Source organism: Chryseobacterium sp. FH1, from assembly GCF_000735135.1.
Classification (GTDB): domain Bacteria; phylum Bacteroidota; class Bacteroidia; order Flavobacteriales; family Weeksellaceae; genus Epilithonimonas.
Map to the genome: position 1 here is coordinate 1,369,423 of NZ_JPLZ01000006.1, position 17,572 is coordinate 1,386,994.

Here is a 17,572-nt window from a genome sequence, read left to right on the forward strand (position 1 = left end):
TTATTCAATGTTTAATAATTTTGAACTATCAACTATCAACTATCAACTATCAACTATCAACCAAATGAACATTCAGCCTATATTAGAAAACGAAAATGTAAAACTCGTTCCGCTTGATCAAACTGATTTTGAGCAATTATTATCTGTTGCTTCAGATCCTCTCGTTTGGGAACAACATCCGAACAAAGACCGCTACAAAAGGGAAGTCTTCGAGAATTTCTTCCAAGGTGCAATGGAAAGTGGTGGTGCGTTCAAAATCATTGAGACAAACACGGGCGAAATTGCTGGAAGCACAAGATTTTATGATTATAATCCAGACGATAATTCCATTTTCATTGGTTATACTTTTTACGGAAGGAAATTCTGGGGCTCAAAACTCAATCCGCAGGTCAAAAAATTAATGCTGGATTATATTTTTCAATTCGTTGATAAAGTCAATTTCCACGTTGGTAAAGACAACATCCGTTCGCAAAAAGCAATGGAAACACTAGGCGCGAAAAATGTGGATGAAGTGAATGTTGCGTATGCTTATGAACCAGAACGATTGAATGTCGTCTTTGAAATTAAAAAAGAGAATTATCAGAAGTCAGAGACTATTTAAAATTTCATCAAAGTTATTTCCCCAATTCTAAAGGGAGTAATTTCGATGAAATTTCTAATTGATTTTTGTACCCTTTAGGGTTGGGGTAAACAAAAATCAATTAGAAAAAAAATATTAGGTTTTCTACAGAATCTTTTCGTTCAAAATTTTTCACAAAACCAATTCCTCAAATAACCTCTCAAAAGTCTTCTCCAAATCCAAGCTCGCTCCGGGATGAGGTCTTGAAGTCTGAATGATAGAACTCTTCACAGCGGTCAACCATCGGAAACGCTCAGGAATTTCGAGTTGCGCAATCGAGCCGGCCGATTTTTCCCCGTTCGCAATATTGACAAAAGATTCCAAATGTTTCTTCACATCATCAAAATCGATTTTCGAATGGATCACCCGAAATTTCTCCTCACAAAGATGAATTTTAACCTTGATGAATTTCTCTCTTTTTGAGAATAAAATCAATCCCACATTAAAGAATTCCTCACGCTCAGGCTTCGGCACCAAGCGTATCACCGCATACTCATATAACTTTTGCTTTTGCATTTTTGGCTTCATTTAAAAAGTTATCAGAATGGTCTCGTCTCAAAGTCAGGAATTGAAAGTAAACATTTTTTATTTCAGTAGGCGTCAGTTCGGTATCGTTCCATTGCAACCAATCTTCAGGAATCAGTTCTACGATCTCTCTCAAAACGTCGTCCGTCAATATCGCTTTGAATCTTTCATTGGCAGAATCTAATTCAGAAGCTTGAGGCAACAAAACGTGGTCTTTGATCATCACAAACGGACTTACGGCATTCTTCTCCCAATTGTCCCAGGAATGGTGGAAGTAGAGCGAGGCACCGTTGTCGATCAGCCACAATTCTTTGTGCCACATCAGCATATTCGTATTTCGGAAAGTGCGGTCAATATTGGTAAGGAAAGCATCTAGCCAAACAATTTCGGAAGATAATTTCGCATCTATTTTCACTGCGCCAGGATCGTAAGTGATGGCGCCAGAGAGATAATGCAATGCGAGATTCAGTCCGCAACTGCCTTTCAAAAGATCTTGAATTTCTTCATCGGCTTCACTTCTTCCAAAATCCACCGAAAGATTCGCAAACACCAATTCCGGAATTCGGAATCCCAAAACCTGAGAAATTTTTCCACCGATCAATTCAGAGATCAAAGCCTTCACGCCGTGTCCAGCACCTCGGAATTTCAACACATATTTGAAATCGTCATCTGCTTCTGCCAACGCCGGCAAAGAGCCACCTTCTCGTAATGGCAGAATGTAGCGCGTGACGGTAACTGTTCTTAAAGATAAGTCCAATCTGTAATTTTTTGTAAAAATAAGTTATTAAAATCAAATTTGACAAGGTCGAACTATATTAGGTTTGGGCGCCTTTATCCACCTTCCACTCCCGCTTTTTTCTGATATTGCGATCGACGTAAAGTCATCAATAGAACTTTTTTAAAATCGCAATATCAGAAAAAGAGCTACGTTCAAGTCGGGGCGCGCTTCGCAAAGTTGAAACATTTGTTATAAAACTGAAAATTACCCAAATTATCAACGCTAATACTCACAAACTCTCTCACGCTCCAACACTCAAACTCTCCAACCCTCCAATTCGAAACCCTCCAATTCGAAACCCTCCAACTCAACATATTTTCCTATTTTTGAAAAAAATAAATCAATGTCCAGCTTCATAGACTTCGGAATTGCCTCAAAACAATATCACGGAATGAACAGAATCACACAGCTTTTCAACATCAAATATCCAATCATCCAAGGTGGAATGATTTGGCATTCGGGATGGAAGTTGGCTTCTGCGGTTTCTAATAATGGCGGATTAGGATTGATTGGTTCGGCAAGTATGTATCCAGATATTTTGCGTGAGAATATTCAGAAATGTAAACAGGCAACGGACAAACCATTCGGTGTCAACGTTGCTTTGCTGTATCCAAATATTGATGAAATCATCAATATCATTCTGGAAGAAGGCGTAAAAATCGTTTTCACATCAGCAGGAAATCCCAAAACATACACCGAAACTTTGAAGAAAGAAGGCATCAAGGTTGCTCACGTGGTGGCGAGTTCCAAATTTGCAGTGAAATGTCAAGATGCAGGCGTAGATTCGGTTGTAGCAGAGGGTTTCGAAGCGGGCGGACACAACGGTCGTGAAGAAACAACAACACTTTGCCTGATCCCAAATGTCAAAAAACACATTGATATTCCATTAATTGCAGCGGGCGGAATTGGACTTGGAAGTCAGATGAAAGCAGCGATGATTCTTGGTGCAGATGGCGTTCAAATTGGTTCTCGTTTTGCAGCGACAGTTGAAGCAAGCTCTCACGAGAATTTCAAGAATAAAATTGTTGAACTAAAAGAAGGCGACACGCAATTGACATTGAAGGAATTAGCACCAGTTAGATTAATTAAAAATAAATTCTACCACGATTTGGAAAACCTTTACGAATCTGGCAGAAATGTTGAAGCGTTGAAAGAAACTTTGGGAAGAGCACGCGCAAAGCTTGGAATGTTCGAGGGCGATCTCACGGAAGGCGAATTGGAAATCGGACAAGTCTCTGCTTTGATTGATGAGATCCTTCCTGTAGAAAAAGTCTTTCAAAATTTAATTAAAGAATTCAATGAAGCGAAAGTAGATTTGACTTTATAAGAAATAAGAAGAGGCAAAAGAGTCAAGGAAAAATTATTTAAAAAGGCTTCGAGAGCCTCAGCCTGACAACAATGGAATGCTTCGAGAGTCTCAGCCTGAAAAAGTCAAATTTCTCTTTTCAATTATATCAATTATTATTCATCAATTATCATTTATGTTTTCGAAGCAAGAAGCTCAACAACTAAAAACGGAATTCTGGACAGCTTTCGGAAAAGCTTTTCCAAGGAAATGGTTGTTATACGATACCAAGATCAAGGATTTTTCTTTCAAATTTTCTGCTGATAACAAAAAAGCGGAGGTGTCGATTGATATTGAAATGAAAGATGAACTCTTCAGAAATGCCTACTTCGAGAAGTTTCAGTCTTTGGAAAATCTGTTGAAAGATGAGATCGGCGAATTCCAGATGGATGAGTTTTACACTTTAGAAAACGGAAAAGTCATCAGCAGAATTTGGGTGGAAAAACACAATGTTAGTATTTTTAATAAGCAAACCTGGCCAGATACTTTCGAATTTTTTGTCTTGAAAATGAACGCTTTCGAAATGTTTTATTATGAATACGAGGATTTCATCAAGTCAGTTTAAATAAAGATAAATTATACTTTTTACAGTCTACATTATACAATTAACAATGAAAAAAATTACAATAAAAGCCAACGATTTCTTCGAACTACTCAAACTGAAAGGCGAATCCATGTGGGATATTTTTGCACAATTAATTGATGATGAGGAAAAAGAAATCACTTTCGTAAATGATAAGGACGAATATCTTTTTCATTATATTTTACCAACCACTTTGGAGAAGCTTAAGGAAGATAAAGAGCTTTTCTCCAAGGAATACGCCGATAAATTGTCAGGACTTAACTAGCATTCAAACCTTTCTTCCATTCCAAGTAACCGATAATTGCCATCGCTGTGAAGATAACGTATTGAATTGCTGTAATTCCCAAACCTTTGTAAAGCATCATCGGAATACAGATAAAATCGGCAACAATCCAGAAAATCCAATTCTCGATATTTCGTTTTGCCATAAAAAACATGCCGACCAAAAATAGGGAAGTGGTGATGATGTCGGTATAATTGGCCCAATCCAAATGGTAAAGTCCCAGCCTCACGCCATTCATAGAAAATTGATTGTCAATATAAGGTTTGAAATAATAAACCAATCCAACGAAAATCAAACTCCCCACAAACAAAGCACTTCCAATCTTCCAATCTTTTTTGCTGGCTTTTTTCACCTCCACATGGATGTTGTCATCCGAACTTTTCGACCAGAGAATCCAGCCGTAAACGCTCATCACGGTGTAATAAACATTAATGAGCATATCGCCCAACAATCCGAAAACGTACATAATGTAAATGAACAAAACCGTGGAGATGATTCCGGTAGGATAGACCCAAATGTTTTTTTTGATAGAAAAGAAAACGCTTAAGATTCCGAAGACTACCGCAATGACTTCAAAATAGATAAGGTAAGTTTCGTAAGAATTGTATTGTGCGGTGAGGGTTTCCAGAAAATTCATAGACTCAAAGATAGTGATGTTTTCCAAAATAAAACCCTGTCAAAGTTCAAAACTTTGACAGGGTTTAGGAAAGAATGTTTTAGGAACTTGGATTATTCTTTTACAAGTTTCTTGGTTATAGTATTACCCGCTTTTGTGGTTGCTGTGATGATGTAAGTTCCTTTTTCCAATGTTGCAACATTTACAGATTTTGCAGAAGCTGGAGCTTGTTTTACAGTTCTTCCAGAAATATCAGAAATTTTAATACTAGAAACTTCTTCGGAGAAATTAAGAATATCTTTTACGGGATTTGGATATAATACTAATTCGGATTTGCTGGTTTGAAATACTGCAAGATGATTATTACATAATGTATTGTAACTAGCGGTATTATCTTTCATCCATCCACTATAAGAATTTGCATTTGTGACATTATCTACTTGGATACAAGTAAGACTTGGATTCTCATTTGTCCACATTGTTGCCAAGATATTGTTATTGTTATTCTTCAAGTTTAGGCTTGTAAGCAGATTTTCGCGACAGTTAAGATGTGTCAACAATGTGTTTTTACTAATGTCTAGATTAGGTAGTCGATTAGTTCTACATCTTAGATCAGTCAAAACAATGTTCTTACTTATGTCAAGATTTGTTATTAAGTTTTCACTACAATCCAAGTAAGTTAATAAAGTATTTTTGCTAATATCCAAACTTAGTATTTGATTGAATTGACATTCTAGTTTTGTAATTTTCACAAAAGCTTCAATACCGACCATTCTTGCTATATTTTTACTACTAGCATTAATATCTCCTGTAAAAGCTTCAGCTTCGGAAACTTGTATCTCAGTATCTCCATTGGTATTGATTGCAGTATTGCTTACAAGATAAGCTTTAAAGTTGGTATCTGGGATATAAACAATTGGATCAGGATTACAATTGGTGTTATAACTTGCAGTAGCATCTTTTGTCCAACCAGTATGAACTACTGTTGCATTATCTACTTGGATACAAGTAAGATTGGGGTTATTGGTTGCATTCATTGTTGTGATTGCAGAATTGTTACCGTTTTTAAGATTAAGACTTATTAATTTATTGGTATTAAGAAATACACTTTTCAACGCTGTATTTGAGCTTAAATCCAAAGTAGTCAATTGATTGGAGTGACAGCTTAAAATAGTTAATGCTATATTTTGACTCACATCCAAATTTGTTAGTTTATTATCAGCACAATTTAACCACGTAATTTTTGTAAATGCCTCTATTCCTACAAGGCTACTTATTGATTTTGAAAAGCACACAATATCTCCTGTGAACGATTCTGCTTCAGACACTTGTATCTCTGCATCACCATTAGTATTGATAGTGGCAACGCTTAAAAGATAAGCTTTGAAATTAGCATCTGGGATATTTACAATTGGAGTAGAAGTACAATTGGTGTTATAGCTTGCTGTTGCATCTTTTTTCCAGTCGCCAGCTGTTGTGTAAGAATTGGCATTGGCAACATTATCTACTTGTATGCAAGTAAGGCTTGAATTGAAATCTGCATACATTTTTGTTAATATAGTATTATTGCCATTTTTAATATTTAAACTTGTAAGTTGAGAGTTATTATTACAAGCAAAATCAGTCAAAGTAGTGTTCGAGCTTACATCTAAAGAAGTTAATAAATTGTTTCCGGTCCATAGCGTTGTCAAATTTGTATTTTTGCTCACATCTACACTTGTTAATTGATTCCCACCACAATCTAGTTTTGTAATTTTTGTGAAGGCCTCAACCCCAGTAAGGTCAGAAATATTTTTATATTGACATAATATTTCTCCAGCAAAATCTTCTGCTTCTGAAACTTGTATTTCATTATCGCCGTTAGTATTAATAACTGTGTTTCCTACGAGATAAGCTTTAAAGTTTGCGTCCGGGATGTTTACAACTTGGTCACAAGAAATAACCTGAAGGGTTCCTATGACAGTGTTCCCGGCAATATTGTAGGTTATGTTATGATTCCCGATACCACCAGCAATCATCGTATTGAAGCTAAAAGTTTTTCCATCGCCATTATCTGTGACTCCAAGTCCGCTATAAACCCCGCCTACTGGAGAGGCACCTCCCAAATTTTGAGTTGTAATGTTAGAGCAAACTGGTGGAATGTTGGGGAAGGCTGGCTGGTTTATTGTTAATTTTGAAACTTTACCTCCCGCGTATTCGGCAAAATATAAATCAAGACCATTGAATGCGGATAGCGATGGCTCTTGCAAACCCGAAGCCATTGTTTCTAAAGAAGAGTTTGCATTGCTGATATCTTTTCTTTTGATGGTGGTACCTGTGGCTTCGGAAATATAAAGAAAGTTTCCGTTGAACATGATGCCATCAGGTCCTCGCAAACCACTTGCGACCGAGGTTATAGAAGGATTGGGTTGGTTTAGATTAATTTTTTTTACTTCTGTTCCATAGAAGTAACTGAAATACAATTCATCCCCTTTGATGGCCATTCCGGAGCAAGGGTTGTTTGTGATAATTGAGGTTGCTGCCTGAGGGAAAGCCTGGTCAAGTCTCACCTTGTAAATGCCAGCTTGATTTGAGAGTGTTGATGATGAGCTGATGTACAAATCATTGCCATTCTGAACAAAGGCTTGTGTTATAAATGTGCTATTAAGATTTGTGGTGATAGGTTCGATTGTGGGGTTGCTTGATTCAATATTGATTCTGCCCACAGAAGTATTGTGACCAGGTAAGTTTTCTTCTGAAGCAATATACAAATAGTTGTTGATGATATACAGCCCAGTAGTTCTGTTGATGTTGTTTAAGATTGTGGTTACTGGAGCGGGAAGTGGTTGGGATATGTCTATTTTAGAAACCTTACCAGCACCATATTCGCTTATAAACAATGTATTGTCTTTTATAGCTAATCCTAATGGTTGATTTAAGCCAGAAGCAACTGTGGTTATCGTCTGTGCAGATAATTTAAATGATAACAAAAATATAATAACGAAAAAAGATTTCCATCTTGTCTTTGTGGAAAAGAAAATAGTTTTTTTCATAGGAATTAGTTTTTTTGCCTACTCTGAAATCGCATTTTCGGCTTCCTGCGTTTTTATATCGCAAATATGGAAACCGTTTTATCTGTTTTGAAATTTCTGGGACAGAATGGCAAATTCTGGGATAGAAAACAAAATGTATTTCGTTATTGGTGAAAATTATCAAAAAATAAAGCGTTCTGATAATAATATCAAAACGCTTAAATGTTTATTGATGTGAAAAATGTAAATTTTACATCTAACGGATAAATTGCTTTACGTTATCCAAATAATTTTCAGAAACAGGAATCAAATTTCCTTTAATGATAATATTTCTATTGCTGAACTTTTCTATTTTATTCTTATTGATGATGTAGGCCCTATGGGTCTGTACGAAGGTGGATTCGGAAATTTCACTCAAGATTTTTTTGATGGTAGATCTGGATTTGTAAATTTTGTCATCGGTGTAAAGTAAAAGATAATTGCCGTCAGATTCTATATAGTTGATTTTTTCCTCGTCCAGTTTCACGCTGTACTCGCCCTCTTTTACATTTATAAAATGTTTCTGTTTTGGAAAATAGGCAGATTGCCGAATTGCGATTTCCATAGATGCAATCAAGTCGCTGTTTTTGAAAGGCTTCGTAAGGTAAGAATACGGCGAAGTGGAAACGGCCTTCCCAATGATTTCCTGATTTTCATAAGCCGTGAGATAGATAAACGGAATTTGATATTTTTCCTTTATTTTCAAGCCGAGCGAAATTCCATCCTGCTCATTTTCACCAAGATTGATGTCTAGAATGGCAAGCGTAATGCTTTCTTTTTGTAAGATTTCCAGAGCTTCTTTTGAGTTTTTAGCTTCACTCACGGCGTATCCATTTTCGGACAATATCTTTTTCGTAAATCGCCTGTTCAAAAAATCGTCTTCTACCAGTAAAATTGTCTTTTCCATATCACAATCGTTAAAAATAAAGCATCAATTCAAATCCATTCCCACTTGTTGTCATAATTTCGCCGTCCAGTTGATGGATCAGTCCTTTTGTAATCTCTAATCCCAGACCTTTGTCATTGTTTTTGTTGAAATCAAATCCATCACCGTTATCAGCATAATATAGTTTGCTTTTCCCGGATTTTTCATCCTCTGTGATTTCTATGTTGATGATTCCGATATTCCGATTTTTGAAAGCGTGTTTCATACTGTTGCTCAGAAGTTCTACGATGATCATTCCCACGGGCAAAGCTTTTTCTATAGAAATAGTTTCGATTTCACATTTGATATGAAGATCGATTTTCTTTCTATGGTTGTCGTAAGATTCTTTCACGATCTCAGAAAGCTCCGTGATGTACCTTCCAAAATCAATTTCATTCACATTGTCAGAAACATTCAGCTTCTTGTGGAGCAACGCCATAGAGTGGATTCTGTTCTGATTTCCTCTGATCAGTTCCTCGATGTTGTTATGGTCCGCAGACTCTTTCTGGATTTCTAAGATGCTGATGACGTGTTGTAGATTATTTTTTACCCTATGTTGCAATTCCGAAAGCAAAACCTGTTTTTGCTCCAAAAGTTTCTGGAGTTCGCCAAGCTGTTCATTGATGATCTTGTTCCGATGGCTGATTTGCCTGTTTTTTCCCATCAATAAAAGCAGACCGATCGCGATAACCGCTAGCAAACTACCAATCAAAATCATCAATTTATCTTTATTCTTGATGGTGTTTTCCTTTTTATCACTTTGATATTGCTCCTCCAGTTTTTTTATCTTGATTTTTTCTTCTTGGCTGGAGATAAGTTGCAGTTTTTCATGATATTCTTTATAATAAAACAATGCAGAGTCTGTCTTGCCCATTCCTTCAAATATCATAGACCTCAATTTAAGATAGAAACCTTCATTTATTGTTGACTTATTAAAAAAAACACTAGCAGAATCATTGTATGATAAAGCCACAGGATAGTTTTTCATTTTATAATTAACTACGCTGATATTATTAAACGCAGCCGCAATTTCACCAGATCGTTTTGTTTTTTTCTTATGCTTCAAAATCTTAAAATCATATTCGAGTGTTTTTTCATAATTCTTATTTTTAGAAGTATAAAATCCCATTAGGAGATAAGAATCTATCAAATCTTTTTCATTATTATATTTTTTCGAATATTTCTCGGCCTGTTTTGCATAATGGTTCATAGAATCCAGCTTCTCCACAAAACGAAAGTACGAGCTTCTCCGGATGCAATATGTGCTGTACAGATTTTCAAGTTGATGATCCTTATATTTCTTGTAAGCTTTATCGAGATATAAGTCCGTCAATTCCAGATGTTGTGATTTTTCATACGCCAAAGCAATCAACAGATAGATTTGATAAGAAAGAGCGTGCAGATTTTCATCTTCCGCATCATCGATTATCTTTAGCAAAATCTTCAAAGATTCTACAGAAGTCGCTTCGTTTTCATCAAATATAATGGCTCGCCTGAATTGAGTTTCTAAAAGCTGAGTCTTATTTCTTCTACCAATCTGGAATTTTCTCAACTGCTTGTACAAACTGTCCGTTTTCTTCTGAGCAAGGTCAATCTCCTTATCTCGGATGAGTTTATCGATTTTCATTAATTCCTGATTCACAGCAGAGTCTTGGGACATATAAAAATGACCACATAATATAGATAGGAAAAATAAAAAACGGACGATCATTTTCAAATGAAATAACTTTATCAGGTCTCAAATTTAGAAAAAGAGTTTATTTTAAAATAATTTTTGGGACAGAATGATGTTTTCTGGGACGGAATGTTTTAGATAACTCATCATTCCATTCAACGTAATTCAAAATAAATTAGTTAAAAAATGTTAAGGTTGATATTTTTTTAATATTTTCGTAATTCAAAATAAACAAACAGAAGAAAAGCCCCTCATTTTTTGGGGATAAAAAATTAGATTATGGCAAACATTTGGATTAAGAAGCCAATGGAAGCGTATGAAGCAGACATCAAAAAAAGTCAGCTAAAACGCGTATTGGGAAAATGGAGTTTAACGGCTATTGGAATTGGTGCTATCATTGGAGGTGGCATTTTTGTTTTGACAGGTACAGGGGCATATTACAATGCAGGTCCTGCTTTGGCACTTTCATTCGTCGTAGCTGGGATTGCCTGCGTTTTTGCAGCGCTTTGCTACGCAGAATTTGCATCGATATTACCAGTTGAAGGTTCAGCTTACGCTTACGCTTATGGAACAGTAGGAGAGATTTTCGCCTGGATCATCGGTTGGGGACTGATTCTGGAATATGCGATGGGTTCAATGACGGTCGCCGTTTCGTGGTCCGGATATTTCGGAAAATTGCTCAAGATGTTCGGGTTGCATTTGCCATATTGGATGACAACAGATCCTGGAACTGCTAAAAAAGCCTTTGGTGAAGCGACTTCGCAAATCGCAGCTGGCGGTTTGCCATTGGACAAATTACAGACTTTCCAAGAAACTATCGCAAACTTCAACGCGGCGCCAGAACTTTTCAATATCAAATTGTTCCTGAATCTTCCTGCATTGGTTATCGTATTATTCGTGATTTCAATCTTGGTAAGAGGAACAAAAGGCGCAGCAAAAGCGAACAACGCTATCGTGATCCTAAAAGTATCTGCCATCATCTTCGTGATCATTGCAGGTGTATTTTTCATCAATGTAGAAAACTGGACACCTTTTATTCCAGAAGCTACAACTATAATTGAGAACGGAAAATCCGAGCCAGCCTATGGTTATAGCGGGATCATTGCAGGAGCCGCCGCGATTTTCTTTGCTTACGTAGGTTTCGATGCAGTTTCGACACAAGCTGGTGAGGCCATCAATCCGAAGAAAGATGTGCCTTTCGCGATCATCACTTCATTGGTGGTTTGTACAATTTTATACATTTTGGTATCATTGGTCTTGACCGGAATGATGCATTACACAGATTTCAATCCGTTGGGTAAATATCCAGACGCGATCAAGGCTCCCGTAGCTTACGCCTTTGATATTGCAGGACAAGCTTGGGCAGGTTACATCATCACGATTGCAGCAACTGTAGGTTTGATTTCTGTATTGATGGTAATGATTATGGGACAATCCAGAATTTTCTTGGGAATGTCAAAAGACGGTTTGATTCCTCAGACTTTTGCAAAAGTAGATGCAGAATCTGGCGTTCCTAGAAAAAACCTTTACATTTTAGGAGCTGTCATCGCGGTTGTAGCAGCATTTACGCCGATCAACGATTTGGCGCATATGACAAGTTTCGGAACCTTGTTTGCCTTCACAATGGTATGTGTGGCCGTTTGGATCCTAAGAAAAAAAGAACCGAACCTACAAAGAAACTTCAGAGTTCCAGCGTTGCCCGTCATCGCGACTCTAGGGATTTTGATCAACGTTTACTTGATTTTCAACCTTAGCCCAGAAGCACAAAAATATTCATTGATCTGGTTGGCATTAGGTTTCCTCATCTATTTCCTTTACAGCAAGAAAAATTCAAAATTGCAGAATGGTGGATTTGGAGAGACTTTCAAAGCGGAACAAGAACCTTTGGAAGACATCGACATAAACATCGATAACAAAGATTAATCATTTAAATTCCGCCTCGTGCGGAATTTTTTTTGAAGTTTATCGTACAGGTTTTCCCAGTCTTTTATTTGGAGCTGTTTGACTTCGTCGATTGCTAATTTTTTATTTTTTTAGAAGCAATTCCCGCTATCCGCTATTACTCCTCGCGCCAAAGCCTTTCCCATCGCTAGCTGTGGGGTAACCGCTACTATCGGGGCTATGGGATTCCTTTTCCAAACCAAATTTTGCAAAAAATGAACCATATTCACAATGTCATACTGAGGCTCTCGAAGCACACTACACGATTACATTCACCTGCTGAGCAAATTGAAGCACATTATAAAATTAAATTGTCATGCTGAGGCTCTCTAAGCCTTCAACAAAATCCAAGATCTTTTCCAAACTTTCTTTAAATTTATAAAATGAAAAAACTAAGTTTACTTCTCCTGTTGATTTCAACATTCTGTTATTCTCAGAAATTCAAAATCGATACATTGTTGACAGATAAGATCAGCATCCGAGCCATTCAACTTTGGGATGGGAAAGTTTGGTACGCAGGGACAGATTCCAAGTTTGGTTATGTGAATATTGATGATAAGGCTGATAAGAAGCAAATTGTGTTGTCAGATAAAAAATTGCAATTCCGCACCTTAGCCCAAGATGAAACTGATTTTTATACGATTAATATTGAGAGCCCAGCATATTTCTTTAAAATTGATAAAAAAACTTTAAAATCAAAAATATTTCATACAGATAATGCAAAAACAGCTTTTTATGATTCATTTGTTATTCAGTCCAAGAATTTAGGAATTGCTATTAGTGACCCAGATGGAGATGGATTTCCAAGATATTTCAATTTTAATAATAATAAAAATTATGAGCTTTTAAATTATCCAAAGTATGATAAAGGAGAAGCGCATTTTGCAGCAAGTAATACAAATATTGCTATTAATAATAATGTAGTTTGGATTGCAACTGGCGGAACCAAAGCTAGAATTTTTAGATTTAATTGGAATTATCCTATGTATTGGGAAGTATTTGACACTCCATTTGTACAAGGAACAACATCACAAGGCATTTATTCCATAGATTTTTTTGGGAAGAAAGGTTTTGGAATTGCAGTGGGTGGAGATTATACCAAGCAAGCCGATGATATCAACAACATCGCAACTACAAATGACGGCGGACGAACCTGGCAGATCCAAGCGAGCGGACAAAATGCCGGCTATATGACCTGTGTCAAATTTCGTCCGAAAACCAAAGGAAAAGAAATTGTTGCAGTTGGCGACCAACACATCAGTTTCTCTTCCGACTACGGCAAAACTTGGAAAAAAATCTCCGATGAAAAAAATCTCTATGCCTGCGAATGGGCTGACAAAAATACTTTGATTTTATCAGGAAAAGATAAAATTCTAAGATTAAAGTTCTCAGATAATTAATTTCTTTTCTAAGTTTTACGTCTTTGCGAACCCTGAAAATATTTTCAATAATCTAAAAGAAACCTTTGCGGACTTTGCGTTTAAATTGAGCATTAAAATCAGAATCCCTATTTTTGCATCGAATCAATGAAATTGAAAAGAGAAATTTGAAGATGAAGAACACGGTTATTTTTGATATGGACGGCGTGATTGTAGATACAGAACCGCTGCACAAAAAAGCTTACTACCAACATTTCGCAGAATTGAACATCGAGGTTGACGCAGAATTATTCTCAAAATTCACAGGCAAATCTACCCGAAATGTCTATCAAATGATCAAAGATATTTTCGGCATCGATACCATTACAGAAGAATTAATTCAAAGAAAAAGAACCATTTTCTATGGTCTATTTGATACAGATCCAGCACTCAAATTATTGGACGGCGTAGAAACTTTGATTAATAATCTACATTCTCAAAATTTTCAATTGATCTTGGCATCTTCTGCTGCAAAAACGACAATTGACAGAGTTTTCAAAAGATTCAATTTATTTCCGTTTTTTTCACATCTCGTGAGTGGGGAAGATTTCCCAGAATCTAAACCAAACCCCGCGATTTTCATCGAAGCGCAGAGGCTTTCCGGAAACGAAAAATCCAATTGCATAGTGATAGAAGATAGTACAAACGGAATATTGGCGGCCAATGGCGCCGAAATATTTTGCGTAGGTTACAAAAGCGAAAACAGCAAAAATCAAAACTACGACTTGGCAGATTTGGTTATCCATCATTTTGATGAGTTGGAAGTAGAAAAACTGAAAGTTCTTTAGGGAATTCTTTTTTTGTTAGAAGATTCCACCCATTCATCTTTTCCGCAAACTTTGCATTGGCTCTTTTCATGCATCTCAAATTCTTGAGTATGACCACAAAAAGTGCAGGAATAATGCGCTGTTCGGTAAAATGATTTTACCGCTTTGTCTAGAGAATTGGGCATTATCGGCAAACCGTATTTGATGTCCTTGTCCTCATAATAAAATACGCTGATCTCACCCGAAATTTCCTCAATTGCTTTTTCGATTTGGCCAAGATGGGAAACACCTTTCAGTCTCAATTCAGAGAAGAATTCGTCTTCGCCAAGCGCTTCTTTTTTGAAATCCTCAATACAGAACACACCTTGATCAATCAAACAGATTGGTTTTCCTTCAACCAATTTTTCAAACTTTTTACTTTTGCTGATAATGTAAGTGATAATGCTGTAAAGACTGATGATCATTGTGAAAACCACCAACGCAGGCATAATTCCGACATCTTTGTAAAACATCGGATCTCCCGCAGCTGAACCTAATCCGATAATTACAACCAGCTCAAAAACAGATAGTTGTTTCACGCCTCGTTTCCCAAGAAGCCGAAGCCCGAAAATGATGATGAAGAACATAATACTTGTTCTCAAAATGGTCTCCAAAAGGAAACTCCATTCTTCGGAGCCGAGTAGAATTTGTTTTAGGTCGAATGAATCGCTGGTGAGGAACATAGTTTTTTTTGAGAAGCTATGTCAAAAAATACGCCAGAGGGAAATTGATAGTTTTCTTATAATTTGATAATAAAAACTATTTGATTAATTCCCAAAAAACGCCATAGAACTCCCAATCCAAATTGCATCTTTCTTATTGAAATCCACATTCACCATCGCTGCTTTTGTCATTCTTACAAGATTTACCAATAACTCTGGATTTTCTTTTTTCGGATCCCAACCAAAAAGCAAACGGATCTCTGCTTTGGAAAATTCGCCGTTGATGTCTTCGAAAAGTGGGGCATAAATCACTTTTCTTTGAAGAATGTAATTTTCTTTATCATCAATTTGATCAATGATTTCCTGAGTAGGATTCAGATTGACACCGCTTCCTGCGAAAGAAAACAATGGTTTCAATACAAAATTTTCTAGCGTTTCATTATTTGGAAAATCAGACAAGAAATAACTCTTCGGAACAAACGCATGTTTCAACTTTGGAAGAATATGTTTTGAAACTTTGAAGAACCAATTCGGATGTGTGATCCATTCCACATCCACATCTTCACGGAAATCAAATTCTGTTTCCAATCCTTCGATCTTATCCAATTCATCAAAGATTACTCGATTGTAAATACGATTGATCGGAATTAATTCTCCATCTTTTTCGTAGAATAACTTTTTGCCTTCTTTTTTAACTTTCGTCAGACAAACCGTTTTGATTCCCAACAATTGCTCTGTCAATACAAAATCAACCGCAGTCTTTTGTTTCTCGGGATAAATTTCCAGCAAGATCACATTCTCTGGATTTTCATCTCCAACAATCACAGCTTTCAGTTTTTCTACAAACTCATCCTGTGAAAGCGACTTCTTCAAATCAGTAAGAAAAGGATAAACTTCTGTGATCACTTCCTCAAACAACCTTTGAAAACCGAACAAACTTGGGAAAGCCTGCAACTCTATCAATTGCGGAATGATCTCGCCATTTTCATCCTGACAGATCCCAAAATCAATCGCCAAGAAATGTGGTTTCTTGGTGTCATTCGGAACCTTGCAATTGGCGGGAATCGCTTTGCTCAATTCTTCATCAGACATATTTTTGATCTGCGTAATAATCGATTGTGAAGCGTCGTCCAGCTTGTTCCAAAAATCATTAGTGAGGAAAATCGGACTTTCAGAAAGACGAAACGCGGCTTCCTGACCGCATTTCTCTATGATTAGCTCATTTGTTTTCTGATATTTTTCCTGAGAAAATTCTTTGTTGAATTGAGTTCTGTATTTTGAGACCATAGTTTTTAAGTATATTTTTAAATTATCGCAAAGGCGGAAAAATCTTATTTAGTATAATGTAGAAAGTCGCAAATTTTCAGCGCTTTGCTTCGCGACTTTCTTCACTATTATTTAAAAAAAATATTTGCGACTTTGCGTTAAAATCTAACTATAAGCTAAATTTTTAGCGATGTGCTCGGATGCAAATTTCAAGAATCTTGGAACGATCTGCGCTTGTGTCAGAACAATCTTGTCATCATCATTCATTCTGTCAATGGTTTCAAGATATTTTTCCATTCCGAAGGTTTCAATCATTGCTGTTTTGTTTTTCTCATCCTCCAGATTTTTAATAAATCCTGTCGGATCAGCCTCTGGATGAAATTGAGTTCCGAAGATCTCATCAGAAAAACGAACGGCCATCAATGCTCTTTCAAGATGAACAGTTGGACGGTATTTTTCCAAAGCCACGACTTTCATTCCTAGTTCATCTATTTTTTCCTGATTGGGTTCGATACATTGATAACCTCTGGAATCTACAGCGTAGAAAGGGTCTGGCAGATTTTTGAACAAGACTTCTTTCTCACCATCCTCAGATTTGTGGATGGGCATCACGCCGAAGGAATAGGATTTTCTCTTGCAAACATTCGCAATTCCAAAATGAATCACTGCCAATTGGAAAGAATGACAAATTAGAAATGCATATTTTTTATGTTCACTTTTCTTGTTGTGATTCCAGATTTGGTCTAAGAAATCAGCGTATTTGTTTTCCCATTCGTAGCCTTCACGGTGCGGATTTCCGGGTCCTCCGGAAGATAAAAATATATCAAAATCATTAATATTTGGCATCTCGTTTTTGTAACGAACGTCGAAGATCTCTACTGAAACATTATCATCAGATTGCTCCTGAAAAGCTTGAGATAATTCTTTAATATTGCGCATCCCTTGATTCGGATGGTTGTTATTCATATCCAAAAGCGCAATTCTTACATCATTTTTACTCATATTCATAAATTTTCTACAAAATTAAGAATTTTAAATTTGAGGGAGTTTTGAATGATTAATGATACCAAAATCATTAAT

16 protein-coding genes are annotated in these 17,572 nt (G+C 36.5%); 7 read left to right on the top strand and 9 right to left on the bottom strand.

Annotated features, from left to right (window positions below; genetic code table 11):
* The first annotated feature begins 7 nt into the window (after positions 1–7).
* On the top strand, positions 8–601 hold the full coding sequence (locus IO90_RS13135; protein WP_051878811.1) for a GNAT family N-acetyltransferase: 594 nt from the start codon (positions 8–10) through the stop codon (positions 599–601).
* Between the two features lie 150 nt (positions 602–751).
* On the opposite strand, the gene IO90_RS13140 is transcribed toward IO90_RS13135, so the two are convergent.
* Positions 752–1,135, bottom strand: a complete 384-nt coding sequence (locus tag IO90_RS13140; RefSeq protein ID WP_034969161.1) for a DUF3037 domain-containing protein — start codon at positions 1,133–1,135, stop codon at positions 752–754.
* Positions 1,113–1,901: a HipA family kinase gene (locus IO90_RS13145; RefSeq protein WP_034967364.1), complete on the bottom strand. Its 789-nt coding sequence runs from the start codon at positions 1,899–1,901 to the stop codon at positions 1,113–1,115. The genes IO90_RS13140 and IO90_RS13145 overlap by 23 nt, the downstream gene beginning before the upstream one ends.
* 412 nt (positions 1,902–2,313) lie before the next feature.
* On the opposite strand from IO90_RS13145, the gene IO90_RS13150 reads away from it, so the two are divergent.
* From IO90_RS13150 to IO90_RS13160, 3 genes are all read left to right on the top strand, one after another.
* On the top strand, positions 2,314–3,249 hold the full coding sequence (locus tag IO90_RS13150; protein WP_034969162.1) for an NAD(P)H-dependent flavin oxidoreductase: 936 nt from the start codon (positions 2,314–2,316) through the stop codon (positions 3,247–3,249).
* 154 nt (positions 3,250–3,403) lie between these two features.
* Complete coding sequence (locus IO90_RS13155; protein WP_034967367.1) at positions 3,404–3,832, top strand: DUF4268 domain-containing protein; 429 nt, start codon at positions 3,404–3,406, stop codon at positions 3,830–3,832.
* A 46-nt stretch (positions 3,833–3,878) separates the two neighbouring features.
* A complete protein-coding gene (locus tag IO90_RS13160; protein ID WP_034967371.1) occupies positions 3,879–4,115 on the top strand; it encodes a hypothetical protein in 237 nt (78 codons plus the stop codon).
* Here IO90_RS13160 and pnuC read toward each other — a convergent pair.
* From pnuC to IO90_RS13180, 4 genes are all read right to left on the bottom strand, one after another.
* Complete coding sequence (pnuC, locus tag IO90_RS13165; protein ID WP_034967374.1) at positions 4,108–4,770, bottom strand: nicotinamide riboside transporter PnuC; 663 nt, start codon at positions 4,768–4,770, stop codon at positions 4,108–4,110. The genes IO90_RS13160 and pnuC overlap by 8 nt on opposite strands.
* A 92-nt stretch (positions 4,771–4,862) precedes the next feature.
* Positions 4,863–7,781 carry a T9SS type A sorting domain-containing protein gene (locus IO90_RS18475; RefSeq protein ID WP_051878672.1) on the bottom strand — a complete coding sequence of 973 codons (2,919 nt, stop codon included), beginning with the start codon at positions 7,779–7,781 and terminating at the stop codon, positions 4,863–4,865.
* Between the two features lie 235 nt (positions 7,782–8,016).
* The gene (locus IO90_RS13175) at positions 8,017–8,706 is read right to left on the bottom strand and encodes a LytR/AlgR family response regulator transcription factor (RefSeq protein WP_034967377.1); all 690 of its coding nucleotides are present in this window, start codon (positions 8,704–8,706) and stop codon (positions 8,017–8,019) included.
* A gap of 10 nt (positions 8,707–8,716) precedes the next feature.
* On the bottom strand, positions 8,717–10,351 hold the full coding sequence (locus IO90_RS13180) for a sensor histidine kinase (protein ID WP_165570280.1): 1,635 nt from the start codon (positions 10,349–10,351) through the stop codon (positions 8,717–8,719).
* A gap of 327 nt (positions 10,352–10,678) precedes the next feature.
* Between IO90_RS13180 and IO90_RS13185 the strand changes: the two genes are divergently transcribed.
* From IO90_RS13185 to IO90_RS13195, 3 genes are all read left to right on the top strand, one after another.
* Positions 10,679–12,322 carry an APC family permease gene (locus IO90_RS13185; protein WP_051878673.1) on the top strand — a complete coding sequence of 548 codons (1,644 nt, stop codon included), beginning with the start codon at positions 10,679–10,681 and terminating at the stop codon, positions 12,320–12,322.
* Positions 12,323–12,723: 401 nt separating this feature from the next.
* Complete coding sequence (locus tag IO90_RS13190; protein ID WP_034967383.1) at positions 12,724–13,740, top strand: WD40/YVTN/BNR-like repeat-containing protein; 1,017 nt, start codon at positions 12,724–12,726, stop codon at positions 13,738–13,740.
* Between the two features lie 152 nt (positions 13,741–13,892).
* Positions 13,893–14,546 carry an HAD family hydrolase gene (locus IO90_RS13195; RefSeq protein WP_034969169.1) on the top strand — a complete coding sequence of 218 codons (654 nt, stop codon included), beginning with the start codon at positions 13,893–13,895 and terminating at the stop codon, positions 14,544–14,546.
* Here IO90_RS13195 and IO90_RS13200 read toward each other — a convergent pair.
* The 3 genes from IO90_RS13200 to IO90_RS13210 form a co-directional block, all read right to left on the bottom strand.
* On the bottom strand, positions 14,543–15,247 hold the full coding sequence (locus IO90_RS13200) for a DUF421 domain-containing protein (protein WP_034967387.1): 705 nt from the start codon (positions 15,245–15,247) through the stop codon (positions 14,543–14,545). The two genes, IO90_RS13195 and IO90_RS13200, sit on opposite strands and share 4 nt — an antisense overlap.
* 84 nt (positions 15,248–15,331) lie before the next feature.
* Positions 15,332–16,513 carry a hypothetical protein gene (locus IO90_RS13205; protein WP_034967390.1) on the bottom strand — a complete coding sequence of 394 codons (1,182 nt, stop codon included), beginning with the start codon at positions 16,511–16,513 and terminating at the stop codon, positions 15,332–15,334.
* Between the two features lie 144 nt (positions 16,514–16,657).
* The gene (locus tag IO90_RS13210) at positions 16,658–17,494 is read right to left on the bottom strand and encodes a type 1 glutamine amidotransferase (RefSeq protein ID WP_034967393.1); all 837 of its coding nucleotides are present in this window, start codon (positions 17,492–17,494) and stop codon (positions 16,658–16,660) included.
* Between the last annotated feature and the right edge of the window lie 78 nt (positions 17,495–17,572).